General features: G+C 33.8%; 20 protein-coding genes. 6 read left to right on the forward strand and 14 right to left on the reverse strand.

What is annotated here, in order from left to right; genetic code table 11:
- Positions 1–13 precede the first annotated feature (13 nt).
- A complete protein-coding gene (locus tag K6T82_RS14500) occupies positions 14–970 on the reverse strand; it encodes an MBL fold metallo-hydrolase (RefSeq protein WP_223706930.1) in 957 nt (318 codons plus the stop codon).
- 111 nt (positions 971–1,081) lie between these two features.
- Between K6T82_RS14500 and K6T82_RS14505 the strand changes: the two genes are divergently transcribed.
- From K6T82_RS14505 to K6T82_RS14530, 6 genes are all read left to right on the forward strand, one after another.
- Positions 1,082–1,705, forward strand: coding sequence for a hypothetical protein (locus K6T82_RS14505; RefSeq protein ID WP_223706932.1), 624 nt, complete (start codon positions 1,082–1,084; stop codon positions 1,703–1,705).
- Positions 1,706–1,771: 66 nt separating this feature from the next.
- Positions 1,772–3,325: an L-piperidine-6-carboxylate dehydrogenase gene (gene amaB / locus K6T82_RS14510; protein ID WP_223706934.1), complete on the forward strand. Its 1,554-nt coding sequence runs from the start codon at positions 1,772–1,774 to the stop codon at positions 3,323–3,325.
- 130 nt (positions 3,326–3,455) lie between these two features.
- Positions 3,456–4,268, forward strand: a complete 813-nt coding sequence (locus K6T82_RS14515; protein WP_223706936.1) for a hypothetical protein — start codon at positions 3,456–3,458, stop codon at positions 4,266–4,268.
- A 9-nt stretch (positions 4,269–4,277) separates the two neighbouring features.
- Positions 4,278–5,321, forward strand: coding sequence for a hypothetical protein (locus tag K6T82_RS14520; RefSeq protein WP_223706938.1), 1,044 nt, complete (start codon positions 4,278–4,280; stop codon positions 5,319–5,321).
- Positions 5,322–5,327: 6 nt separating this feature from the next.
- On the forward strand, positions 5,328–5,891 hold the full coding sequence (locus K6T82_RS14525) for a LemA family protein (RefSeq protein ID WP_223706940.1): 564 nt from the start codon (positions 5,328–5,330) through the stop codon (positions 5,889–5,891).
- Positions 5,875–6,276: a hypothetical protein gene (locus K6T82_RS14530; protein WP_223706942.1), complete on the forward strand. Its 402-nt coding sequence runs from the start codon at positions 5,875–5,877 to the stop codon at positions 6,274–6,276. Before K6T82_RS14525 ends, K6T82_RS14530 begins: the two co-directional genes overlap by 17 nt.
- Positions 6,277–6,343: 67 nt before the next feature.
- Here the strand turns inward: K6T82_RS14530 and K6T82_RS14535 are convergent, their stop codons facing one another.
- The 13 genes from K6T82_RS14535 to K6T82_RS14595 form a co-directional block, all read right to left on the reverse strand.
- Positions 6,344–9,190 (reverse strand): pectate lyase family protein, encoded by a 2,847-nt coding sequence (locus K6T82_RS14535; RefSeq protein WP_223706945.1) that lies wholly within the window; start codon positions 9,188–9,190, stop codon positions 6,344–6,346.
- A 477-nt stretch (positions 9,191–9,667) separates the two neighbouring features.
- Positions 9,668–10,438, reverse strand: coding sequence for a Bax inhibitor-1/YccA family protein (locus tag K6T82_RS14540; RefSeq protein ID WP_223706947.1), 771 nt, complete (start codon positions 10,436–10,438; stop codon positions 9,668–9,670).
- A gap of 162 nt (positions 10,439–10,600) precedes the next feature.
- Entirely contained in the window at positions 10,601–11,992 is a 1,392-nt protein-coding gene (locus K6T82_RS14545; protein ID WP_223706949.1) for an NADH-quinone oxidoreductase subunit N, read from the reverse strand.
- Positions 11,993–12,056: 64 nt separating this feature from the next.
- Positions 12,057–13,499, reverse strand: coding sequence for a complex I subunit 4 family protein (locus tag K6T82_RS14550; protein ID WP_223706951.1), 1,443 nt, complete (start codon positions 13,497–13,499; stop codon positions 12,057–12,059).
- 10 nt (positions 13,500–13,509) lie between these two features.
- Positions 13,510–15,393, reverse strand: coding sequence for an NADH-quinone oxidoreductase subunit L (nuoL, locus tag K6T82_RS14555; RefSeq protein ID WP_223706954.1), 1,884 nt, complete (start codon positions 15,391–15,393; stop codon positions 13,510–13,512).
- A 6-nt stretch (positions 15,394–15,399) separates the two neighbouring features.
- Positions 15,400–15,720, reverse strand: a complete 321-nt coding sequence (nuoK, locus tag K6T82_RS14560) for an NADH-quinone oxidoreductase subunit NuoK (protein ID WP_008466103.1) — start codon at positions 15,718–15,720, stop codon at positions 15,400–15,402.
- Complete coding sequence (locus K6T82_RS14565; RefSeq protein ID WP_125718840.1) at positions 15,720–16,259, reverse strand: NADH-quinone oxidoreductase subunit J family protein; 540 nt, start codon at positions 16,257–16,259, stop codon at positions 15,720–15,722. Before K6T82_RS14565 ends, nuoK begins: the two co-directional genes overlap by 1 nt.
- Positions 16,260–16,805 (reverse strand): NuoI/complex I 23 kDa subunit family protein, encoded by a 546-nt coding sequence (locus K6T82_RS14570; RefSeq protein ID WP_223706956.1) that lies wholly within the window; start codon positions 16,803–16,805, stop codon positions 16,260–16,262. It abuts the gene before it with no gap.
- 86 nt (positions 16,806–16,891) lie between these two features.
- On the reverse strand, positions 16,892–17,944 hold the full coding sequence (gene nuoH / locus K6T82_RS14575) for an NADH-quinone oxidoreductase subunit NuoH (RefSeq protein ID WP_223706958.1): 1,053 nt from the start codon (positions 17,942–17,944) through the stop codon (positions 16,892–16,894).
- Positions 17,945–17,950: 6 nt separating this feature from the next.
- Positions 17,951–18,979 (reverse strand): NADH-quinone oxidoreductase subunit G, encoded by a 1,029-nt coding sequence (locus tag K6T82_RS14580; protein WP_091490522.1) that lies wholly within the window; start codon positions 18,977–18,979, stop codon positions 17,951–17,953.
- 171 nt (positions 18,980–19,150) lie between these two features.
- Positions 19,151–20,521, reverse strand: coding sequence for an NADH-quinone oxidoreductase subunit NuoF (gene nuoF / locus K6T82_RS14585; RefSeq protein WP_223706960.1), 1,371 nt, complete (start codon positions 20,519–20,521; stop codon positions 19,151–19,153).
- A gap of 1 nt (position 20,522) precedes the next feature.
- A complete protein-coding gene (locus tag K6T82_RS14590; protein WP_057115709.1) occupies positions 20,523–21,053 on the reverse strand; it encodes a complex I 24 kDa subunit family protein in 531 nt (176 codons plus the stop codon).
- 77 nt (positions 21,054–21,130) lie between these two features.
- Positions 21,131–22,369 carry an NADH-quinone oxidoreductase subunit D gene (locus tag K6T82_RS14595; RefSeq protein WP_223706963.1) on the reverse strand — a complete coding sequence of 413 codons (1,239 nt, stop codon included), beginning with the start codon at positions 22,367–22,369 and terminating at the stop codon, positions 21,131–21,133.
- Between the last annotated feature and the right edge of the window lie 7 nt (positions 22,370–22,376).

The raw sequence follows: 22,376 nt of genomic DNA on the forward strand, positions 1-22,376 counted from the left end.
TACAAATTATTATTTATAATTCAAACTTCTTCCCTTGTTCAGGATAAATAATCTGAACTCCTAAATCATTTTGCGTTTTTAGCTGCTCTTTAATTTTTGAAATATTTTTTGCAGGTGGTTTTAAGTGTGTAATGATAATTTTGAAGTTTTCTAAGGAACCTTTTCCTGCCAAATCTTCCAAAATATGAAGCTCTTTCATTAAATAATTTGGTGTTAAATGGCCAAATAGAAATTTATCTGGCTGTTCGTTCGGAAATGAAACTTCAATAAAAATTCCTTTTAATTTTTTTTCTTTAACCAAAGGCGCAACTGCTGTCCATAAATCGCGAAGATTGTTGCTTTTTTCTACTTCGTCTGGACCTGTGTCACCCAAATACAAAGCATAATCATTATCATTTTTAATTAAGAAAGCCGTGCTCTCAAACGGATTAACATGGCTTAAAGGAAATGCTTTAACCGTCATTTTGGCATTGGTTAAAAGAGTTTCTTTGGCCAAATCTAAAGTTTGAAAATGGTATTTTTTGATATGAAAACCAGGACCTTCATCTCCAAAATTAGCCCAAGTCTGATCGTTAAAATAATGCTTTTCCATCATTTCCATGCATTTGCTAGTAGCATAAACCGTTTTTGAAGAATCTGCAGGAGAATTAATTATTAAACCAGAAACATGATCTAAATGCGCGTGCGAAATCAAATATCCTTTGATGTATTTTTTTAAAACTTCGCTTGTAGAAACTTTAAAAGTTTTCTTTTCGATTGCTTTTTCAATTCCAGCATTTATAGTTCCCGCATCAAGTGCAATAAAATCATTTGTATTTGATGGAGCTATTAAATATGCCGAAAGATTTTTTTCGTCAATTCCGCCCATAACTCCTAAAGGAACTACCTGAAAAGAAGTTTTTTCTTTTTGAGAAAATACATTTAAAGAAAGCAAAAGAAAGCAAAGTAAAAATCTACTGAAATTTATCATTATCAAAAAAATTAGATTGCAAATTTCATGAATAAATTGAGAAATTAAACATTGAAATTTAAAAAACATGTTAATTAATACTAAATTTACGTTTCACCTAAAAGTTTACTCATGTTCAAAAAACTGCTTTTTGTATTGTTTTTAGCTTTAACAAGTTCAATAGGTTATTGTTGTGATTGTTCTGAAAAGCCATCAATAGAAAAAAATTGGGAATCTGCGACTGAAGTTTTTATTGGTAAAATAGTAAAAATAGATAGTCTATTATATGGTAGTTATGGGCAAAAAGTTTATGTGTTTTCTGTAAAGATAAGTAAGTCATATAAAGGAGAAATTTTCCCTGGTTATGAATTTAGAGATTTATTAGCTAATAATAGTGGATCATGTGACGCCTATTTTGATTTGGGAGAAGAGTATTTGATTTATGCAAGATCAAATAATTATACACTAAGCAGTTCAATTTGCTCAAGAACGAATCGGTTAAAAAGCATTAATTCAGAAGAGTTAGATTTATTAGATAAATTAAATAAAGCATTTCTCAATGATAAATCACTTAAAATTTCAAAATTTCAAAATAACACAGAATATCAAATAGAATTAGTAAAAAATTCATTTGAAGAGAAATTGAAGAGAAATGATGTAGTTATTTATTTTTTGTCAGCACTTAATTTTATTCTCTTTTTTATAATTGTGTTATTATTTTTTAGAGCGAAGAGAGCTTTTAAAAGCAATGATTGACTGAAATTCGATTGGAAACAATATCTTTACAATAAAAATATAACAATTTTAACTAAAAAAGTTACAATGACAACAATAGCATCACAATTTGGAATGAAGGAAGCTCTGGAAAAATTGGGCATTAAAACAATAAATGAAGGAACATCGACAGGCGTAAATAACTTTTCGTCTGGAGAGATTTTGGAAAGTTATTCACCAGTTGACGGAAAATTAATTGCTTCGGTAAAAATGACTACTGCAGAAGATTACGAAAAAACAATTCAGACAGCAGCAGAAGCTTTTAAAAAGTTCAGATTAATTCCTGCTCCTCAGCGTGGTGAAATTGTACGTCAGTTTGGAGAAAAATTGAGAGAAAACAAACAAGCCTTAGGAAAATTGGTTTCTTATGAAATGGGAAAATCATTGCAGGAAGGATTTGGAGAAGTTCAAGAAATGATTGATATCTGCGATTTTGCAGTTGGTTTATCGCGCCAGCTTCACGGATTGACGATGCATTCTGAAAGGCCAGGTCACCGTATGTATGAACAATACCATCCATTAGGAATCGTTGGAATTATTTCGGCATTTAATTTCCCAGTTGCAGTTTGGTCTTGGAACACAGCTTTGGCTTGGATTTCTGGAGATGTCTGCGTTTGGAAACCATCTGAAAAAACACCTCTTTGTGGTATTGCTTGTCAAAATATAATTGCTCAGGTTATTAAAGAAAACAATCTTCCAGAAGGAATTTCATGCTTAATAAATGGCGATTACAAAATAGGAGAAATGCTAACTGCCGACACGCGTATTCCGCTTATTTCGGCAACAGGTTCTACTAGAATGGGGAAAATTGTAGCCCAAACTGTTGCAGGAAGATTAGGTAAATCATTGTTAGAATTAGGAGGAAATAATGCCATTATTGTTACTCCAGATGCCGATATAAAAATGACGGTTATTGGAGCTGTTTTCGGAGCTGTTGGAACAGCAGGACAAAGATGTACTTCAACAAGAAGATTGATTATCCACGAAAGTATTTATGATAAAGTAAAAGATGCTTTAGTGGCGGCTTACAGACAATTAAGAATCGGAAATCCGCTTGACGAAAATAACCATGTTGGACCACTAATCGATACTCATGCGGTTGAAATGTATGCTGCTGCTTTGAATAAAGTGGTTGCTCAAGGTGGAAAAATTTTGGTTGAAGGAGGAGTACTTTCCGGCGAAGGTTACGAAAGCGGATGTTATGTAAAACCAGCAATTGCGGAGGCTGAAAATTCTTTTGAAATTGTACAACATGAAACATTTGCTCCGGTTCTGTATTTACTTAAATATTCTGGCGAAGTTGAAAATGCAATCGAAATTCAAAATGGTGTTGCTCAAGGATTATCTTCTGCAATTATGACTAATAATTTACGTGAGGCTGAGAGATTTTTGTCTGCAACGGGTTCTGATTGCGGAATCGCTAATGTAAACATTGGAACTTCTGGTGCTGAAATTGGTGGAGCTTTTGGTGGAGAAAAAGAAACCGGAGGCGGACGTGAATCTGGTTCTGATGCTTGGAAAATTTATATGAGACGCCAAACTAATACCATCAATTATACAACAAATCTTCCGCTAGCGCAGGGAATCAAATTTGATTTGTAAAACTTAAAATCTAAAATTAATTTAAACCGCTTTTTCATTTTTTGAAGAAGCGGTTTTTTTAATGCTATAATTTGTAGTATTTTTATTTTGATTTCTACTTGCCCAGATTTTAATTGATACCTAAACAAAAATGATATTAATTTTTTTAGCCGGACTTACCTCTTTTGGATACGGATTTATTGGAGTTCTTCTTTTATCTTTTCTGTTGGCTTACTTATGGATAAAATCTTCTAAAAAAGGAGAAAAAATAGGCTGCTTATCAATTGGTCTTACAGCACTTATAATTTGGTTTGTCTTACTGTTTCCAACCTTTTTTACTTTTTCAATTATCGAAAACGGAAATGAGGTCGCCCAAATAGGACTTGCTGTTTTTTGGACTTTAATTTTGGGATTGGTTATTTATTTTGCAGTTTCAAAAAATACGACAACAGGAAAAAAAGTAATTTTATCTTTCTTCAAATACTTGCTTTATCTCATTTTTACAGGATTGTTTTTAGTTCTGTTTTTTGGAATGGCTTACTATGTTTATCTAAGACTTTTTACCACAGAAAAGCAAGAAGATCCTATTTGGGTAGCCTTCATATGTATTTTCTTCACGGCATCACTTATTTTAGCAGGAATAGGCTTTTTTAACCGAAATAAAGAAGAGAAGAAAAAAGAAAAAACAACTTTTTATGAGCTAGAAAAAGCAAAATTAAAACCGGAATCTGTAGTAGAGTTGGATTTGACCGACACTAAATTAAGCGTATTTCCAGAAGAGATTTTAAGGTTTAAAAATTTGAAGTTTCTTACTTTAAGTAATAATGAGATTAGTGAAATTCCAAATGAAATCAATAAACTACAATTTCTCATCGGAATCAATTTAAGTGATAATCCAATTTCGGATCAGGAAAAAAACAGAATTAGAAAATTGCTTTCTAAAGAAGTTGAAATCGTATTTTAATTTAGAGTTATGAATGAATTTTTAGAGTTTATAAATCAAAGCAGGGCAGATGTAGCGCAGGTTATCTTTCTGATGCTCTTTAGTATGGGGATTGCTTTGTTTTTGACCATAATTTTTGCGGGACTTTACAATTTGAAATTTCCAAATTGGCTTTTCTTTGTTTTATGTCCAATATTGGTTGGTACCAGTTTTTTAATTGATGACAGATTTCCGTTGCCGGTTATGTTGCTTTTATTTATATCTGTTTTTTTCTTTGGCATAATCGGAGCAATTATTTCTGGGATTAGAAGCAGTAAAGAGGAAAAAATAGAAAGAGAAAAGTTCAATCGAAAACATAATATTCCAAAGACAACTTTGATGCAAAAAGTTCTAGGATTTTTAATTGTAGTTGGAATCTTTGGAGCTTTTATTTTGCTCGCTCAAACAGAGAATTTGAAACTTCTTTTTTTACTTATACCTGGTTTCATAATAATTAAGAATATATTTTTTCCAAGTAATAAAAGTAGATTTATGCGTTTGCAGTCTATTTTGCCAACATCAAAAGTTGATGCTATTGCAATGGGCCAGGTTGAAATTGAAGGTGATTTGGAAGAAATTGAACCTATTATTTCGCCTTATTTTAGTAAACCTTGTATAGGTTATTTTTATAAAATTGAAAAAGAAAGTCCGCGAGATGATGATGGACGAACAACTTATAGCACCGTTTTCACGGAATGCAAAACAGGAAAGTTTAAAATAAAAGACGAAACGGGATCAGTAACAGTTGATGGGGAGGGATTAGAATTTTATTTCGACCGTGTTGACCAACAAGCAGGAGGAAAGATGAGATACAGCGAAACATATTTGAAACATAATGACTATATGTTTTTGATAGGAAATGCATCTTCTGATAACGGAACCACGATTATTCAAAAAGGAAGCTCTGATGCTGTCTTTGGTATCGCAGTTCCAAGAAGTATTTCATTTAGAAATAAATACAAACCATTACTAGATTCTTTTTTAGTGACTTTATTTTTCATTTCAATTTTACTCATTTATATCATTTTAAATTAAAAAAATATGACTGCTCAAAATATTGCCATAATTGCTGGATTACTTCTGATACTTATATTTTTTAATCTATTCATCAGAATTTATAATAAACTGATTGCATTAAAAAACAACTACGAAAAAGCGTTTAGAAATATTGATGTTATTTTGATGCAGAGAGCCGATGAAGTTCCTGAATTAGTAAAAGTAGCTTCTAAATTTATGGAACATGAGACGGCTATGCTGACCAATTTAACCAAATTAAGAACCGATTTTTTGAACGCTAAAACTGTAGAAGAAAAAATTGAGAATGCAAATGAATTTTCAAAATCAATGAAAAACTTATTTGCAGTTTCAGAGAATTATCCAACACTTTCATCCAACAGTAATTTTCTTGAGCTTCAGAAAAGAGTTTCTCAGATGGAAGATAAAATTGCAGACAGGAGAGAATTTTTTAATGATAGTGTCAATCTTTACAATGTCGGAATTCAGGAGTTCCCTAATTTTATTTTAGCTAAATTAATTGGTTATAAAACACAAGGTTTATTTGATGTAACACCAGAAGAAAAGAAATACGATGGAATTCAGTTTTAATACTTTTTTGGGTTACGAACATGAAATTAATGCTTTAGATGACCAAGTGCTTGTTTATGGTTTTGCTAGTATTATTTTTGGGATTGTTGGGTTGTTGATCATTGCCATGATTGTTCGTAAAATTGGGCTGAATTCATTAAACAGCTTTGTTATCCATCCTTTATTGCTATCACTGGGATTAACATTTTTTGTTGCCATTCTGCCGACTATTATTTTTTATGTTGTCGCTTTAGATGTTTCAGGTGTAAAAATCGTATATAGTTGGATTGTTATTTTTATTGGAATGCTTTTGTTTGTATTGTTAAATCTTGAAACGATAAAAGATTTTTTCAAAGAATTTGGTAAAATGAGCGAACAACAAGAATTTAGAAACCGAAATAGGTGAGAAATTTTAATTTTAGAATAAAAGAAAAAGGCTTCCTAATTTGGAAGCCTTTTTAGTTAAGTCAGTTTTACTTTTTAATAAGTGTTTGATTAATTGATCCGTCAACAGTAATAATTTTTGCTAGATAAGTTCCAGGAATTAAACTGCTAGTATCAATGCTTTCAGAGTTTCCAGAAGTAATTACTAGATTTCCAGAAACGTTGTAAATCAATATTTTTTGTACTTTTTGTTCTGGGTTTGCCAAGTATAAAGCACTTGAAAAAGGATTAGGATATAGAACTGTTTTTGTAGCTTCTGCAGTTATTGCTGAATCGGCTACTGTAGCGGTTTTTAAAGTGCTTCCGCCATAAACGGTGCTAATATAGAATAAGTTGGCAACAGAGTTTTTAGTAATAGAATGAGAGCCTGCAGCAACAGAAACGGTTACAATACCAGCAGATGCAGTATAAGAAACATTGTCAACTTTTATACTTCCTGTAAAAGTAGAATCAAAAACTAAAGTTAAGGTCGATGCACTTGTTGTTGTATACGTTATTGATGTGCTTGATTCTATTTTTAAACGTTCAGTCAGCGTTAATCCATTATAAGTTACAGAACCTGGAGTTGAATTCATGTTTCCAGTAATAGTATAGAATGAACTTGTTTTTCCAGAAGTTGTAAAATTATGAATTTCAGATCCGCCACCAGAACCAGTCGTGACAGTTATAGTTCCCGATGCAGTTGCAGGAGATCCCGCACTTCCTGAAGTTGCTATAGAATAAGATACGTTTGCGGTTGGCGTTCCTGTAATAGTAATTGTTTTTGAAGATGTATTTTTTACAAAAGATAATCCTGAAGCTGGTAATCCAGTTACAGTAACATCTGCAGCGTCTCCGCCCCAAGTAAATACAATAGATGCAATAGCTGTTCCAGAAGAAACTGTTTGATTATTGTTGCCAGTAGAAGTTAGCGTTTGATTTCCTGCAGCTGTAACGGTTACAGTTCCTGAACCAGTGGCAGGGGAACCACTAGTTCCAGAAGTTGCAATTGAGTACGAAACGGTTGCAGTTGGTGTACCCGAAATAGTGATCGTTTTAGCTGTAGTATTTTTTACAAAAGTCAACCCAGAAGCTGGTATTCCTGTTACAGTTGCATCTGTTGCATCGCCACCCCAAGTAAATACTATTGATGAGATTGCAGTGCCACTTGCAACAGTTTGGTTGTTGTTTGAAGAAGAAGTCAAAGTTAAAGTCTGTGTTCCAGCAGGCGGGTTTCCTTCCCCTTGTACAGCAACTAAAGTTCCAGTATAGTTGGTTAGCGTTGTTTTTAATGCTGCAATAACGGTAGAAGAAGTATCATCTGTCGCATTGTTGAAAGTCCATTTTAAATCTCCTCCAGATACACGTCCTGCATATTGAGTAGTTTTTGTTTTGGCAGCAGCCGGAGTATCGATTACTAAATTTTTCACATACAAATTAGCATCAGTATCAAAGTTGTTGTATGTATTTGCTCCAGATTTAGATTTTACAGAACTGCTTACCATTTCTCCTCTTGTAGTTGCAACGTACGCGTCAAAATCTGTTGTAGAGCTGATTTTTCCTGAAATATTATACAACGGATTAGGATCATTATAAGCTACAAAACGCATATTGTTGGTTCCGTTAGAAGCGTCAAAAGTATTGTTAAAGGCTTTAATGCTTCCTCCAGCTTCACCAGAGAAAGTTCCCATTGTTCCAGCATTATTTACTTGGTTAGCTTCGTCCCAAATATCAGAACCTTGAAGAGAAGTCAACATTGGGTGTTTACTGTTTCTGTAATAGTTTCCTTCAACAAAAAGAGAAGATCCCATAGTTGATCCTGCACCATATTTACAAACTCCATCATAATAGTTATTATAAATGTGTGCGGAGTAATAACGTACACGAGGATGACGAGAATCTGAGTGGTCAAACCAGTTGTGGTGATAGGTTACATATAAACCAGCAGTTGTTCCTTCGCTTAAACCTAAAAGACTTGCTTTTCCATTATCCCAAAAGTGGTTGTAAGACATTGTGATGTAAGTCGAAGTTTTATTGTCTAATGCTCCATCTCCTTTTATCTGGTCAGCATCACTTCCTGCATTTCCGTAGAATAAATCACAGTTGTGAACCCATACGTGATCATTATCCTGTTGCATTCCTACGTTATCTCCCGCAGTACTATCGCAGTTCATAAATCCTAGATTGCTTACTTCTATGTTTGAAGCCGATTTCAATCTAACTCCCCATCCATTCGCTACAGCATCATCTCCAATTCCTTCAATTGTTACGTAGCTAGAAGCGTTGTTAGAGTTTTCAATTACAACATCGCCACCTTCCATAACTGTCATATCAGTAATATTTCCGATTAAACGAATAATAAATGGGCGAGTGTCTTTTCCTTTTTTAATCGCATAAAGAATATTCTGTAAACCAACGCAAGGATTAGCGCTAGCTCCTGTAATATTCATCGAAATGGTGTTTTTGGTATTTTGGGTGATATAAAGAATAACTGCATTATCCTTTGGAGTTCCATCTGCTTTGTATCCTCCAGGAACTCGACCTCCTTCAAACGCAAAACCATTTCTGTCTTGGGCTACTACGGTTAAGCTGCTTGTTGTAGTACCTGTTCCTTCTATGCCATTTATAACAGGCTTTATTTTTACAGTATAATTTCCAGCTTTTAGTCCTGGAATGTCGGCACGAAAATAAGATCCGTAACTTCTAATAAGCTGGTCGTCAATTTTTTTGTCTGTCAATCCGTTACCAGTGTAGTAAACGTTGTAGGTCTGGGCACCGCTGACTGGTTGCCATTTAACAAAGGCAGATTCTAACCAGCCAGAAGCTTGATTAATTGTTTGAGCCCATAACTGGACTGTCATAAGAAAGACAGCCATGAAAAGTAGGTTTTTTTTCATAAGTGTTTGTTTAAGATAGTTAATAAATAAAGTAAGTAGTTTTACTTTCGACTCCAAGTGGTTTAATTGTAATCGATTACACAAAATTATAGATTAATTTTTAATACCGTAATTTTTTTACTTAAAAAAAGAAGATGCTATAATTTTTTGGCTTTTTAAATGTTAAAAATGTAATTTATTGCATTGATTGTAATTTATTACATATTGGTAGTTGCATGAGTAAACCCGTATTTTCGGAGCTTTAAATAATTCTATAATTTAAAAGAAATAGACTACAATAGATTCGCATTTTTTTAATTACATAAGTTACATTTTATTTTTTTGTAAGAAATAAATTATTTTTATGTTTTCAACAACAGATTATTCTTAAAAGTTGTGGCTCTAAAGTTGCATTTAAGATCAAAAAAGTAATTTCTAGAAATAAAAAAGCCCTTTTGATTTTACTCAAAAGGGCTTTTAAATTATTTAAAAGAAACTTTAGTCTTTACTTGAAACTTTTGATAGAAGTCTTAAAAATTCGATATACAACCAAACCAATGTGATCATTAATCCCATTGCTCCGTACCATTCCATAAATTTTGGCATTCTTTCTTTTGCGCCTTTTTCTATTAAATCGAAATCTAAAAATAAATTAAGAGCCGCAATAATGATTACAAAAACACTGATACCAATACTCATCATCGAATTTCCATAATGAACCGGTGTCCAGTTTGAAAACATTGATATAACCCAAGAAAACAAATAATAAGTTGCAATTGCCAACGTTGCAGCAACTACTACTGATTTGAATTGTTCTGTAACTTTAACGATTTTGAACTTATATAAACCAAGGCAAACTAAAAATGTAACCAGAGTTGCTCCAACAGCATTAATTACAATTCCAGGGAATTTTAATTCAAATATTGCAGAAATTCCTCCAATAAATAAACCTTCAAATAAAGCATAAGCTGGAGCTAAATAAGGAGAAGCTTGAGGTTTAAAAGTAGAAATAATTACAATGATAAGACCAATAATTGCACCTCCAATCATTGGCAACATTGGATTCATTCCATTAAAAGCCATCCACCATGTTACCATAGCGGCGCCACATAAAATTAGAAATAAAATTGCTGTTTTGTTGATTGTTCCAGACACCGTCATTTCTTGATTGTAATCAATAATTTGAGCTTGGTGTACTTCTGTTCTTGGTTCAGCATTTGATGAAAAACGCTTACTGTTTAAGAATGGATTTTTTGAATTAAAGTTCATATTTATATCATTTAATTGAACTCAAATATATGGAGATTTTTTGAAGTGCAATTATTAGAAAGGGTTTTTTAACATGAATTTCTATTCTATGATTTGTAGGATAAAAAAAGTCCATCAAAATGAATCTGATGGACTTTCTTCTATTTTATTTTGAAAATTATTTTATTTCAATAAATCTAAAACCAATGAAGGGAACAAACCTAATGCAATGTTTAAAACAATTGAAACTACAGCAGTAGCGTAAATAAGGAAAGGTCTTCCTGTTCTTTCTTGGTTTGGTTCTTTAGAATACATTGCGATAATTAGTTTGAAGTAATATCCAACACTTATAATAGAGTTGATTACTGCAACGATTACTAAACCAATATATCCTGCTTGAATAGTTTGGTTGAATAAGAATAACTTAGCAAAGAATCCAGAGAAAATAGGAATTCCGGCCATTGATAATAATGAAGCGGTAAGAACAGCAGCCAATAGCGGATTTGTTTTTCCTAAACCGTGGAAGTTTGTAATATCTTCGTTATCTTGATCTCTGCAAACATATAGAATTACACTGAAAGCAGCGATTCCTGATAATGCATAAGCAGCTGTGTAGTATAATAAAACTCCAGCAGATGCAGAAACAGTTAATAATGTCATTAACATGAAACCTGCATGAGAGATTCCAGAGAAAGCAAGCATACGTTTTACATTTACTTGTTTTAATGCCATAATATTACCAACAGACATAGAAGCAATAGAAATAATAACTACAATAACTTCAAATGTATGTAAAAGGTCTTGGTTTTCTAGAGAAGCTATAAAGTTCATGCCAGAAACCAATTTGAATAAAGTTGCAATTGCTACTACTTTTGCCAAAGTACTCATTAAAGCAGTTGTTAAAGCAGGAGAACCTTCGTAAACATCTGGAGCCCAGAAGTGGAAAGGAACAGCAGCTACTTTAAATAGCATTCCGATTACCATTAAAACCATTCCGATTGGAAACCAGATTGGCAACTCTGCAGAAAGTGCACTTTCGTGAATTTCACTAATGTCAAAACTTCCCATAGCACCGTAAATCAAGCAGATTCCGAATAAGATAATTCCTGATGCGAAAGATCCCATTAAGAAATATTTCATACCTGCTTCGTTACTTTTGATATTCAAACGATCACTTGCAGCAAGTACATATAAAGCAATAGATAAGATTTCAATTCCCAAGAAGAACATAGCTAAGTTTCCAAAAGAAACCATTGCAACAGCTCCAGCTAATAAGAATACTTTTATGGCAACATAATCCGAGATTTTCGTTGGATGATTCTTGTAAAAATTATGGCTTAATGCTACAAGGAAAATAGTCAAAACGATAAACAATGATGAAAAAGCTGTAGAAAACTTGCTCACCGCTATCATATTGTTGTAATAACTTTGTTCTGTTCCAAATTCACAGTAATTAAGTGCCAATACACCTATTAAACCCAAAATGGTAATAGGAACAATGGCCTTTCTTAAATTAAGAATTTCAAACAATAGGCAGAAAATACCCAATCCTGTTATAGCTATTAATGTATTCATTTTTATCTTTTTGATTTAGGATTTCATTTTAAAAGGAATCCTAATTTATTTTTTGTTTAAAATATTAGTTCTTATTGATAACTTGTAAAATCGTTTCCAAGCTTGGTGTAATCAAATCTGTGATTGGTTTTGGATAGAAACCAAAGAATAATAAAACGGCAATGATTACTGCTAAAGAAATTCCTTCGTTTAGCGTAACATCAGCAAAAGTTTTAGAATTAGTTTCTCCCAACATTACATGCTGGAACATTCTTAACATATAGTAAGCTCCTAAAATAATAGTTGTTCCTCCAAGAATAGCAAACCAGATATTGATTTGAGATAAACTGTATAATACTGTAAACTCTCCAACAAAGTTAAATGTACTTGGTAATGCAACAGAAGCTAATACTAAGATTAAAAACATTGATGTAAATTTTGGAGCTTGCGTACGAATACCTCCTAATGCTTCAATTTCTCTAGTTTCGTATCTTCTGAAAATTACTTCAGCTGCAAAGAATAATCCCACAACAACAAAACCGTGAGCAATCATTTGAAGAACAGCTCCTCTTAAACCATCAAGAGTAAGAGTGTAAGATCCTGCAGCGATTAATCCAACGTGAGCAAGAGAAGAATAAGCTAATAATTTCTTTAAATCCTTTTGTCTTAAAGCTACGATAGAACCGTAGATAACTCCAGCAATTCCTAAAGCGATAAAGATATACAAGTATTCTTTTGCAGCGATTGGCGCAAGTGGCAATTGCCAACGAAGCACACTGTATAATCCCATTTTAAGCATGATACCAGATAAAAGCATTGTTCCAACAGTTGGTGCTTTTTGGTACACATTTGCTTGCCAAGTATGGAAAGGAATAATTGGAATTTTGATAGCATACGCTAAGAAGAAAGCCAAGAAAATCCAGAATTGTTCGCAAGCAGATAGGTCTAATTTATATAAATCTTCAATTAAGAAAGAACCTGCTTTTGTGTATAAGTAAATGAAAGCAGTTAACATGAATAACGAACCAGCAAGTGTGTAAATAAAGAATTTAACCACTGCTTTTCTGCGTTCTTCAGCATCGCCATTACCCCAAATTAACGCAATAAAGTAGATTGGAATAAGTGCTAACTCCCAGAAAATGTAATACAAAAGACCATCAGAAGCTAAGAAAGTTCCTGTCATAGCAAAAGCCATAAATAAGATCAAAGCATAAAAACCTTTTGCATTGTTATATTCGTTTCCGAAAGAAGAAAATATAATAATCGGAGTTAAAGCCGCAGTTAATAAAACCATTGCAAGTCCAAGCCCGTCAGCATTTAAAGCGAAAGAAATTTTAGGCTGAGTAATAATCCAGTTGCTGATTACGCTGATATTTTCACCAGCATTATAATTATTCAATAATACAATTGAACATCCTAAAGCAGCTAAACTAAATAGTAAAGCAACTTTTGAAGCTAGTTTGTCACCAGAAAAATAAGTGGCAAATGCACCAATTAAAAGTATAATTAATATAGTAGAAACGTTCATAGTTATAATATTATTGAGCTAAAAATATATAGGAAACAATTGCACAAAGTCCTAAAACAAATACAAATAGATATAATCCTATACTTCCGGTTTGTAATTTTTTTCCTTGGAAAGCAATTTCGTTTGCTATCTTACCTAATCCAAAAACAAGCGCAGATAATCCTGTCTCGATATAGTCTCTAAAGAATTTAGATAAACTATTAATTGGTGCAACAAATACTGCATCGTAAATTTCGTCTACATAATATTTGTTGTATAACACTTTACTGAAACCTGTAATGTTTTCATCAGATTCAGGAACATTATCTTGTTTGAAGTATTTAATGTAAGCAATTAAAATTCCTAATAATCCACCAAGAACAGCAACACCCATTAAAGTGTATTCCGTTGTGCCTAAATGATGCTCTCCACCTTCAACTTTTGCAAAAAGAGGAGAAAGATATTCATTTAACCAGCTATTTCCAGGTAAACTAATTAATCCGCCAAAAGTTGCTAAAATAGCTAAGATGATAAGCGGAATAGTAATTAATGAACCACTTTCGTGTAAATGGTGTTTTTGCTCTTCGGTTCCTCTAAATTCTTTAAAGAAAGTTAAGAACATCAAACGGAACATATAGAAAGCTGTCATGATTGAAGCAATAGATCCAACAACGTATAATGGAATACTGTGGTGGAAAGCTGTCAATAAGATTTCGTCTTTAGAAAAGAATCCTGAGAAGAATGGAACTCCAGAAATTGCTAATGAAGAAATCAACATCGTCCAGAAAGTGATTGGCATTGCTTTACGCAAACCTCCCATGTTACGCATGTCTTGCTCTCCGTGTAATCCGTGAATTACAGATCCAGACCCTAAGAATAAACAAGCTTTAAAGAAAGCGTGAGTGATTACGTGAAAAACAGCTACTTCATAAGCTCCAAATCCTAATGCTAAGAACATTAAACCTAATTGAGAAACTGTAGAGTAAGCTAATACTTTTTTGATATCCGTTTGTACTAATCCAATTGTAGCAGCAACTAATGAAGTGATCGCTCCAATAATCGCAATTACAGTTTGAACATCTGTTGCAAGGTTGAAAACAAAGTTTAATCTTGTTACCATAAAGATACCAGCAGTTACCATCGTAGCTGCGTGGATTAATGCAGAAACTGGAGTTGGTCCAGCCATCGCATCAGGTAACCAAGTATACAAAGGAATTTGAGCAGATTTACCACAAGCTCCAATAAATAAGCATAAAGCAGCTAAAGAAAGTAATGGTAAATTTAAATTGGTAGCTCCAGCAATTGCAGTTTGTAAAGTTGCATAATCTAATGTAGAGAACATCGAACCGATGATGAACATTCCGATTAATAAACCTAAATCTCCAATTCTGTTCATGATGAAAGCTTTTTTTGCAGCATCATTGTAATCTTGGTTTTTATGCCAGAATCCAATTAATAGGTAAGAACAAAGTCCAACACCTTCCCATCCAATGAAAAGAACTAATAAGTTGCTTCCAATTACAAGCGTAATCATAAAGAATACGAATAGATTTAAATACGCAAAGAATTTGTGCATATTTTCATCATCGTGCATGTAACTGATAGAGTATAAGTGAATCAAAGATCCAATTCCTGTTACAAAAAGTAACCAAAGAACAGATAATTGATCTAATAAAAATCCAAGATTGATTTTTAAGTTGCTAATTTGAATCCAATCAAATAAAATAACCTGAATTCCTTTTCCAGTTGAAGTTATTTGATTAAAAAGTAAAAGAGAAACTACAAAAGAAATCGCCACGGCAATAGTTCCGATTGCACCAGAAACTGTTTTTCCTAAGCTTTTTCCAAAAAAGACATTTACTAGAAAACCTAGTAAAGGAGTTAAAACTAAAATTAAAGCTAAATTGGTATCCATTTCTGATTATCCTTTTAAATTTTTTAAATTATCGATACTAATTGATCCGATATTTCTAAAGATAGAAACTAAAATGGCCAATCCTACCGCAACTTCGGCTGCAGCAACCGCCATCGAGAAGAACACGAAAACTTGTCCTTGCGCATCTTGATGATAAGTTGAAAAAGCAACAAATAAAAGGTTTACCGCATTCAACATAATTTCGATAGACATGAAAACGATAATAGCATTTCGTCTGTACAATACACCAAAAATACCAATACAGAAAAGTACAACACTCAAAAAGATGTAGTTTTCAATACCTATTTGATTTAATATATTACCCATTATTTATTTAATTTTTCTTTTTTAGACAATAGAACTGTTCCAATCATAGCAACCAAAAGTAAGATCGAAGCAAATTCGAATGGAACCATATATTCGTCCAATAAAATTTTGCCTAAAACTTTAATTGATTGGAAATCTTCTCCAGTAGAATCGTATTCACCCACGATTGGTTTCGAGTTGATAAAGATTGTAATTAAAACAATCAATATTAAACAGAAAGAAACAATAGCGCCAAGACGTGTAATTCTAGGACGGTGAACTTCTCGTTGTTCGTTCAGGTTCATCAACATGATCGTAAACAGGAACAGAATCATAATAGCTCCGGAGTAGACTATTATATGAACAACAGCTAAGAATTGAGAATTTAATAACAAATAATGACCAGCAATCGAGAAGAAACAAATTACCAAATAAATGGCACTATGAATCGGGTTTCTGCTGAAAATAGTCAAGAAAGCAGTAATAACGGTAATAAACGCTAAAAAGCAAAAGATAACTTGAACAGTTGTTGCGTGTGCAAAATCAGGAATATGTATCATTTAGTTAGCGTTTTTAAGTTGAGCGTTTTTCATAGCCATTTCTAAAGGCATTACTAATTTATCTTTCCCGAAAATGAAATCTTCTCTATTGTAGCTAGCAGGAACTAATACTTTAGATTCTGTTAAGTAAATAGCGTCTTTTGGACAAGCTTCTTCACATAAACCGCAGAAAATACAACGAAGCATATTGATTTCGTAGATTTCCGCGTATTTCTCTTCTCTATACAAGTGTTTTTCATCAGCTTTACGCTCAGCAGCTTTCATAGTGATCGCTTCAGCTGGGCAAGATAAAGCACATAATCCGCAAGCAGTACAGTTTTCACGGCCTTGCTCATCGCGTTTTAGCATGTGCTGACCACGGTAAACTGGACTCATTTCACGAACCTGCTCTGGGTAATGAATGGTAACTTTTTTTCTGAAAAGGTGTTTTACGGTAATAACCAAACCTTTTACAATCGCCACAAGATACAATCGTTCAACAAAAGACATGTCTTTATTTGACACCACCTTTTTTCTACCCGATAATGATATAGTTTCTATTGACATTTTTACTATTATAGTTTATGATTTATAATTTGACATCAATCAAATTCAAAATCTATTTTGTTTTTATTTGAAGCTAAATACGGTTCTTAGAATCCTAAAGCAGCTGCGATATCGTGTCTCAAAATAACAGCACCCGTAATCATGATATTAATGATCGAAAGCGGAATTAAAATTCTCCAACCTAAGTTCATTAATTGGTCATATCTAAATCTTGGAATCGTCCAACGTACCCACATGTAAAAGAATATGAAGAAACATATTTTTACAAATAAAACTCCAATTCCCAGTAAGTTAGCAGTATTTACACCTACATTTTCTACCATCCATTGCATGCCTGGGTAGTTGTAACCACCAAAGAATAAAACAGAAATAATAGTAGAAGAGATAAACATACTAGCATATTCAGCAAATAAATAGAATCCCATTTTCATTGAAGAATATTCTGTATGGTAACCTCCAATTAACTCGTTTTCGCATTCTGCTAAATCGAAAGGAGTTCTGTTTGTTTCTGCAAATGAACAGATTAAGAAAATTAAGAATGATAATGGCTGATAAAAAACATTCCAGTTCATTCCTTGTTGCTGTAAGGAGATTTCTTTTAAACTCATTGTTCCGGTCATCATCAACAAAGCAATCATTGATAATCCCATTGCAATCTCGTAAGAAACCATTTGAGAAGCAGCACGAATAGCCCCCATAAGAGAGAACTTATTGTTAGAAGCCCATCCACCAATCATGATACCGTAAACTCCAACAGAAAGAACTCCGAAAATGTATAATAAAGCAATATTTACATCTGTAGCTTGAAGAATAATGTCTCTGCCAAAAAGGTGTAAACGATCTCCCCACGGAATTACAGCACTAGTCATTAATGCCGTACTCATTGCAATTGCAGGTCCAACTACGAATAAAAATCTATTTGGTGTATTTGGAAAAAACTCTTCTTTAGAGAACAGTTTCATACCATCTGCAAGAGGTTGTAATAAACCTCCCCATCCAGCACGGTTTGGTCCAACACGGTCTTGCAAGAAAGCAGCAACTTTACGCTCTGCCCAAGTAGAATACATTGCCATAATCATTGTTACCGCAAAAACGACAACAATAACAACACTTTTTTCTATAATAAATGCACTTTCCATTTCTTATTATTTTTGATCTTTATCAGTTAATGGAATTGCTGCCATACTAATTTTTTTACGGTCAATATCTCTACCTAAAAGGATGTTCTTTTCTGTGTCGATGGTAACTTTCTCTAATTTTTGAGTGTAATTATTTTGGTTGATTACAGAGTCTTTTTCAAATTCTCTTGGACCTTCAATTACCCAGTCATTCACATCTTTGTGGTCAAAACGACAGCTGTTGCAGATGAACTCTTCAACTTCATGGTACTCATCTTTACGACCCGTTACACGCTGAATTTCTCCACCAAACATCCAAACTGTAGTTTTTCCGCAACATCCTGGAGTTGTACACTCTCTGTGTGCATTGTAAGGTTTGTTAAACCAAACTCTTGATTTAAAACGGAAAGTTTTATCGGTTAAAGCTCCAACAGGACAAACATCAATCATGTTTCCAGAGAACTCATTGTCAATAGCTTTAGAAATACCAGTCGAAATATTAGCGTGATCTCCACGATCTAATACTCCGTGAACTCTGTTGTCTGTTAATTGATCTGCAACTTGTACACATCTTTGGCATAAAATACAACGGTTCATGTGAAGTTGAATATTTGGACCGATATCTTCTGGTTCAAATGTTCTTTTTTCTTCAATGTAACGTGATTTCGGATTTCCGTGCTCAAAACTTAAATTCTGTAAATCACATTCTCCAGCCTGATCACAAATTGGACAGTCTAGTGGGTGATTGATTAATAAAAATTCTGTTACAGATTTACGGGCTTCAGTTACTCTTGCAGACGATTTACTGTTTACTTCCATACCATCCATACATCCTGTTACGCAAGATGCCATTAATTTTGGCATTGGTCGTGGGTCAGCTTCACTACCTTTAGAAACTTCAACTAAACAACAACGACATTTACCGCCGCTGCCTTTTAATTTTGAGTAATAGCACATGGCTGGCGGTACCAAATCTCCACCAATCATACGTGCAGCCTGCAGGATCGTTGTTCCTGGTTCTACGTCTATACTTTGACCGTCTATGGTTACTTTCATCTCTTTATTTTGTTTTTTTAGTTTCAGGTTTCAGGTTTCATGTTCTCACTTGAAACTAAAAAAACTTGAAACTTTAAACTATTTTAAACTTTTATGTTGAAAGTCGGAATATTGAAAAGAATTGCTGTCCTTTTTAACATTATGAACTTTATAACTTTCTGCTTTTTATACTTATACGATTACTTTACCGCCTACTAAATGCTTAACTTGTGAGAAAGGCTCGGCAACAAAGTGATCTCTATTTTTAATTTTTTCTGGGAAACGAACGTGATATTCGAATTCATCTCTAAAGTGACGAATCGCAGCAGCTACTGGCCAAGAAGCAGCGTCACCAAGTGGACAGATTGTGTTTCCTTCAATTTTACTCTGAATGCTCCACAATAATTCGATATCTTCTTCACGGCCTTGACCGTTTTCGATTCTCCATAAGATTTTTTCCAACCATCCAGTTCCTTCACGGCAAGGAGTACATTGTCCGCAAGATTCGTGGTGATAAAAACGAGCAAAGTTCCAAGTGTTTCTAACGATACAAGCAGTGTCGTCATAAACAATAAATCCTCCAGAACCTAACATAGATCCAGTAGCAAAACCACCATCACTAAGAGATTCGTAAGTCATTAAACGATCTTCTCCGTTTGCTGTTTTGAAAATTAATTCAGCTGGTAAAATTGGCACAGAAGAACCTCCAGGCACAAATGCTTTCAAAGGTCGGCTTGAAGACATTCCTCCTAAATATTCATCAGAATTCATGAATTCATCAACACTTAAACCTAATTCAATTTCGTAAACTCCAGGATTTTTAATGTTTCCTGAAGCAGAAATTAATTTAGTTCCAGTAGAACGTCCAATTCCAATTTTAGCATAATCATCACCAGAATTGTTTACAATCCAAGGCACAGTAGCAATTGTTTCAACATTGTTTACTACAGTTGGATTTGCCCAAAGACCAGAAACCGCTGGGAAAGGTGGTTTAATACGAGGATTTCCTCTTTTACCTTCCAAAGATTCGATTAATGCTGTTTCTTCTCCACAGATATATGCTCCAGCTCCACAGTGTACGTGAAGTTCTAAATCATAACCTGATCCTAATATATTTTTTCCTAACCATCCGGCAGCTTTTGCTTCGGCGATTGCTCTTTCTAAGATTTTGAAAACCCACATATATTCTCCACGAATGTAGATATAAGATAGGTTAGCGCCCAAAGCGTAGCTTGAAGTAATCATTCCTTCGATCAATAAGTGAGGAATATATTCCATCAAGAAACGATCTTTGAATGTTCCAGGCTCAGATTCGTCGGCGTTACAAACTAAGTGTCTTGGTCTTCCTGATTTTTTATCAATAAAGCTCCATTTCATTCCCGCAGGGAAACCTGCTCCACCACGACCACGTAATCCTGATTTTTTTACTTCTTCGGTAACTTCATCTGGAGTAAGTGTTTTTAAAGCTTTTTCTACAGAAGCATAACCACCATTTTGGCGATATACTTCGTAGGTTTTAATTCCAGGAACATTGATTTTATCTAATAATATTTTTTGTGACATCTTATTTATCGTGTAATATTATTTTATCATCTCTACAATCAGCAATGATCTGATCGATTTTCTCTTCTGTCAGTTTTTCTTTGTAGAAATCTCCCAACTGCATCATTGGAGCATATCCACAAGCACCTAAACATTCTACACCAGCAATGGTAAACATTCCGTCTGGAGTTGTTTCTCCCATTTTAATACCTAGTTTTTCAGAAGTGTAATCCATTAAATCTTCGGCACCTCTTAAACAACAACAAGAAGTTTGACAGAACTCAAACATGTACTTACCAATTGGCTTTTGGTTGAACATTGTATAGAAAGTTACCACTTCATAAACCTCGATTGGTTTGATCTGAAGAATCTCGGCAACTTTATCTTGCAATTCAATACTAAGCCAGTTGTTATGTGCATCCTGAACTTCGTGCAAAACAGGCAATAAAGCCGATTTTTGTTTGCCCTCAGGATAATGGCTGATCAATTCATTGATGCGGTTCATCAATGCCTCAGTCATGTTTATTTCTTGTTTGTAATGTTTTCTTTCCATTTTATTCTTGTTTTGCCACAAGGGCGCAAAGGCACAAATTTTTTAATTTAAATTCTATGGTCTAAAATCTAAATTTTTTAGGCGTCTAATTCTCCTGCAATTACGTTCAAACTCGAAAGGATGATAATTGCATCAGAAAGCATGGCACCTTTAATCATTTCTGGGAATGCTTGGTAATAAATAAAGCATGGTCTTCTGAAATGTAATCTATATGGAGTTCTACTTCCGTCTGTTACTAAATAAAAACCTAGTTCTCCATTTCCTCCTTCTACTGGGTGGTAGATTTCTGCAACTGGTACAGGAACTTCTCCCATTACGATCTTAAAGTGATAAATTAAAGATTCCATAGAAGTGTAAACATCTTCTTTTGGAGGAAGGTAGTAATCTGGAACTTCAGCATGATATTCGTTTCCTGGAGGCATTTTTTCTAATGCCTGACGAATAATGCTTAAACTTTCCCAAACTTCAGCGTTACGAACACAGAAACGATCGTATGTATCTCCTGATTTTCCAACAGGAACAATAAAATCGAAATCTTCGTAAGATGAGTAAGGTTGTGCTACACGTACGTCATAATCAACTCCGGCAGCACGTAAGTTTGGACCTGTAAATCCGTAAGCCATTGCTTTTTCAGCAGTGATACCACCTACGTTTACAGTTCTATCCAAGAAAATTCTATTTCTCTCGAATAAGTTTTGGAATTCTTCCCAAACTGGTGGAAATTCTTCTAGGAATTTATCTAGTTTTTTGAAAACTTCTGGAGACCAGTCTCTTTCAAAACCACCAATTCTTCCCATATTTGTAGTCAAACGAGCTCCACAAATTTCTTCGTAGATTTCGTAGATTTTTTCTCTAAATTGAAATACGTATAAGAAACCAGTATACGCTCCTGTATCTACACCTAAGATTCCGTTACAGATAATGTGGTCGGTAATACGAGCCAACTCCATAACGATAACTCTTAAGTATTGTGCTCTCTTTGGAACTTCAATACCCAATAGTTTTTCTACTGTCATCCACCATCCCATATTATTAATAGGAGACGAACAATAGTTCATACGATCTGTAAGAGGTGTAATTTGATAAAAAGGACGATTTTCGGCAATTTTTTCGAATGCTCTGTGGATGTAACCAATAGTTGGCTCAGCCTCAAGAATTTTTTCACCATCCATCAACAAGATATTTTGGAAAATACCGTGCGTAGCTGGGTGAGTCGGACCTAAATTCAGTACAGAAAGTTCGCTTCCGTCGTCATTTAGTCTCTCCTTAATTATTTTAGCATAACGATGCTCTGGTGGTAATAATAGTTCTGACATTTTATAA

The sequence above is a fragment of the Flavobacterium potami genome (assembly GCF_020026915.1).
In the GTDB taxonomy this organism is placed as follows: domain Bacteria; phylum Bacteroidota; class Bacteroidia; order Flavobacteriales; family Flavobacteriaceae; genus Flavobacterium; species Flavobacterium potami.

What these genes read in the sequence shown, in the direction of transcription:
- K6T82_RS14520 (WP_223706938.1), top strand. Translation starts at nt 4,278, where the DNA reads ATGAATGAATTTTTAGAGTTTATAAATCAAAGCAGGGCAGATGTAGCG.
- K6T82_RS14535 (WP_223706945.1), bottom strand. Translation starts at nt 9,190, where the DNA reads ATGAAAAAAAACCTACTTTTCATGGCTGTCTTTCTTATGACAGTCCAG.
- K6T82_RS14530 (WP_223706942.1), top strand. Translation starts at nt 5,875, where the DNA reads ATGGAATTCAGTTTTAATACTTTTTTGGGTTACGAACATGAAATTAAT.
- K6T82_RS14525 (WP_223706940.1), top strand. Translation starts at nt 5,328, where the DNA reads ATGACTGCTCAAAATATTGCCATAATTGCTGGATTACTTCTGATACTT.
- K6T82_RS14515 (WP_223706936.1), top strand. Translation starts at nt 3,456, where the DNA reads ATGATATTAATTTTTTTAGCCGGACTTACCTCTTTTGGATACGGATTT.
- nuoL (WP_223706954.1), bottom strand. Translation starts at nt 15,393, where the DNA reads ATGGATACCAATTTAGCTTTAATTTTAGTTTTAACTCCTTTACTAGGT.
- nuoH (WP_223706958.1), bottom strand. Translation starts at nt 17,944, where the DNA reads ATGGAAAGTGCATTTATTATAGAAAAAAGTGTTGTTATTGTTGTCGTT.
- K6T82_RS14570 (WP_223706956.1), bottom strand. Translation starts at nt 16,805, where the DNA reads ATGTCAATAGAAACTATATCATTATCGGGTAGAAAAAAGGTGGTGTCA.
- K6T82_RS14540 (WP_223706947.1), bottom strand. Translation starts at nt 10,438, where the DNA reads ATGAACTTTAATTCAAAAAATCCATTCTTAAACAGTAAGCGTTTTTCA.
- K6T82_RS14590 (WP_057115709.1), bottom strand. Translation starts at nt 21,053, where the DNA reads ATGGAAAGAAAACATTACAAACAAGAAATAAACATGACTGAGGCATTG.
- K6T82_RS14565 (WP_125718840.1), bottom strand. Translation starts at nt 16,259, where the DNA reads ATGATACATATTCCTGATTTTGCACACGCAACAACTGTTCAAGTTATC.
- K6T82_RS14595 (WP_223706963.1), bottom strand. Translation starts at nt 22,369, where the DNA reads ATGTCAGAACTATTATTACCACCAGAGCATCGTTATGCTAAAATAATT.
- K6T82_RS14505 (WP_223706932.1), top strand. Translation starts at nt 1,082, where the DNA reads ATGTTCAAAAAACTGCTTTTTGTATTGTTTTTAGCTTTAACAAGTTCA.
- K6T82_RS14550 (WP_223706951.1), bottom strand. Translation starts at nt 13,499, where the DNA reads ATGAACGTTTCTACTATATTAATTATACTTTTAATTGGTGCATTTGCC.
- amaB (WP_223706934.1), top strand. Translation starts at nt 1,772, where the DNA reads ATGACAACAATAGCATCACAATTTGGAATGAAGGAAGCTCTGGAAAAA.
- K6T82_RS14500 (WP_223706930.1), bottom strand. Translation starts at nt 970, where the DNA reads ATGATAAATTTCAGTAGATTTTTACTTTGCTTTCTTTTGCTTTCTTTA.
- nuoK (WP_008466103.1), bottom strand. Translation starts at nt 15,720, where the DNA reads ATGGGTAATATATTAAATCAAATAGGTATTGAAAACTACATCTTTTTG.
- K6T82_RS14580 (WP_091490522.1), bottom strand. Translation starts at nt 18,979, where the DNA reads ATGAAAGTAACCATAGACGGTCAAAGTATAGACGTAGAACCAGGAACA.
- nuoF (WP_223706960.1), bottom strand. Translation starts at nt 20,521, where the DNA reads ATGTCACAAAAAATATTATTAGATAAAATCAATGTTCCTGGAATTAAA.
- K6T82_RS14545 (WP_223706949.1), bottom strand. Translation starts at nt 11,992, where the DNA reads ATGAATACATTAATAGCTATAACAGGATTGGGTATTTTCTGCCTATTG.